Source organism: Streptomyces sp. SAS_270, assembly GCF_052543295.1.
The window spans coordinates 1-2,114 of the sequence record NZ_JBMNDS010000178.1 but is presented as its reverse complement, the minus strand read 5'-3'; the positions used below and the strand labels follow the sequence as shown (position 1 = coordinate 2,114).

Annotated in this window: 1 protein-coding gene and 1 pseudogene; both read right to left on the bottom strand. The window is 71.1% G+C overall.

Annotated features, from left to right (window positions below):
- Positions 1-110 precede the first annotated feature (110 nt).
- Positions 111-1,700, bottom strand: coding sequence for a phosphoglycerate dehydrogenase (serA, locus tag ACN6LB_RS45760; protein ID WP_356149392.1), 1,590 nt, complete (start codon positions 1,698-1,700; stop codon positions 111-113).
- Positions 1,701-1,972: 272 nt separating this feature from the next.
- Positions 1,973-2,114: pseudogene (locus ACN6LB_RS45755) on the bottom strand (ketol-acid reductoisomerase); the annotation flags it as partial.

Sequence of the window (2,114 nt, the reverse complement as noted above, 5' to 3'; positions counted from 1 at the left end):
CCCCCCCCCCCCCCCCCCCCCCCCCCCCCCCCCCCCCCCCCCCCCCCCCCCCCCCCCCCCCCCCCCCCCCCCCCCCCCCCCCCCCCCCCCCCCCCCTGGCTCGGTCAACCTCAGACGAGGTTGACCGAGCGAGCCGACGTCGCGCCGATCTCCTCCGCAAGCTCCGCCACCGTCGCGGCGGGAACCGTGTCGTCGACGGTGAGGACCGCGAGGGCCTCGCCACCGGCGACCGCACGGGAGACCTGCATGCCCGCGATGTTGATGCCGGCCTCGCCGAGGATGCGGCCGAGGGTGCCGACCACGCCCGGACGGTCGGCGTAGCGCAGGACAACCATGTGGTCGGCGAGCGCGAGGTCGACGTCGTACTCGCCGACGGCGACGATCTTCTGGTGGTGCTTCGGGCCGGCCAGCGTGCCGGAGACCGCGACCTCCTCGCCGCTGGAGAGCGTGCCGCGCACGGTCACCACATTGCGGTGGTCCGAGGACTCCGAGCTGGTGGTCAGCCGTACCTCGACGCCGCGCTCCTGGGCGAACAGCGGGGCGTTGACGTACGAGACGGTCTCGTCGACGACGTCCTCGAAGACACCCTTCAGCGCCGACAGCTCCAGCACCTTCACGTCGTGCTGGGTGATCTCGCCGTACACCTCGACATCGAGGCGGACCGCGACCTCGCCCGCGAGGGCGGTGAAGATGCGGCCGAGCTTCTCGGCGAGCGGCAGACCCGGCTTGACGTCCTCGGCGATGACGCCGCCCTGGACGTTCACCGCGTCCGGCACGAGCTCACCGGCGAGGGCGAGGCGCACCGAGCGGGCGACGGAGACACCGGCCTTCTCCTGGGCCTCGTCGGTGGAGGCGCCGAGGTGCGGGGTGCAGACGACCTCGTCGAGGTCGAAGAGCGGGGAGTCCGTGCAGGGCTCCTTCGCGTACACGTCGAGGCCTGCGCCGGCGACCCGGCCCTCCTTGAGGGCGGAGAACAGCGCGGCCTCGTCGACGATCCCGCCACGCGCGGCATTGACGATGCGCACCGACGGCTTGACCTTGTGCAGCGCCTCGTCACCGATGAGACCGACCGTCTCGGGCGTCTTCGGCAGGTGCACGGTGATGAAGTCGGAGACCTCGAGCAGCTCGTCCAGCGACAGGACCTTGACGCCCATCTGCGCGGCCCGGGCGGGCTGGACGTAGGGGTCGTACGCGACGACCTTCATGCCGAACGCCGACATGCGCTGCGCGACCAGCGCGCCGATGCGGCCGAGGCCGACGACACCGAGGGTCTTCTCGGCCAGCTCCACGCCCGTGTACTTGGAGCGCTTCCACTCGCCGTTCTTCAGCGCGGAGTTGGCCTGCGGGATGTGGCGCGCGGTGGCGAGCAGGAGACCGCAGGCCAGCTCGGCTGCGGTCACGATGTTCGAGGTGGGGGCGTTGACGACCATCACGCCGGCCTTGGTGGCGGCGGAGACGTCCACGTTGTCCAGGCCGACGCCGGCTCGTGCGACGACCTTCAGCTTCTTGGCGGCCGCGACGGCCTCCGCGTCGACCTTGGTGGCCGAGCGGATCAGGATCGCGTCGACATCCGCGATCGCGGGCAGCAGCTCGGCGCGGTCCGCGCCGTTGGCGTGCCGGATCTCGAAGTCCGGGCCCAGGGCGTCGACGGTCGCGGGCGACAGCTCTTCAGCGATGAGTACGACAGGTTTCGAGCTCACGTGAGTCCTCACAAATCCAATGCCGATGCGGACGGCCGTCCCGACGGCCGCAGGCGGTGGAGGGTGCTTGCCGCGTAGAAGACGCACGACGCTGTGGGCCTGACGCGTATGTTGTGCAGCAGTGTAGTGCCGCGACGAAGGCGGCCTTACGCCTCCGTGGAAGGATCACCCGTCCGTGGCTGGACGGGGTGGACAACGCCGCGTTCGCGGGCGTTACCCGGGGTTCGCCGAAGGGGCCGGAGCGGGATGCTCCGGCCCCTTCGCCGTAAGGCTTACGCCTCGTCGTCGTTGACCCACGACATGAGCTTGCGCAGCTCCTTGCCGGTGGTCTCCAGGAGGTGCTCGGAGTCCGCGGTCTTGTACTCGTTGTACTTCTTCAGACCGCCGTGGTACTCGGCCATCCACTCGCGGGCG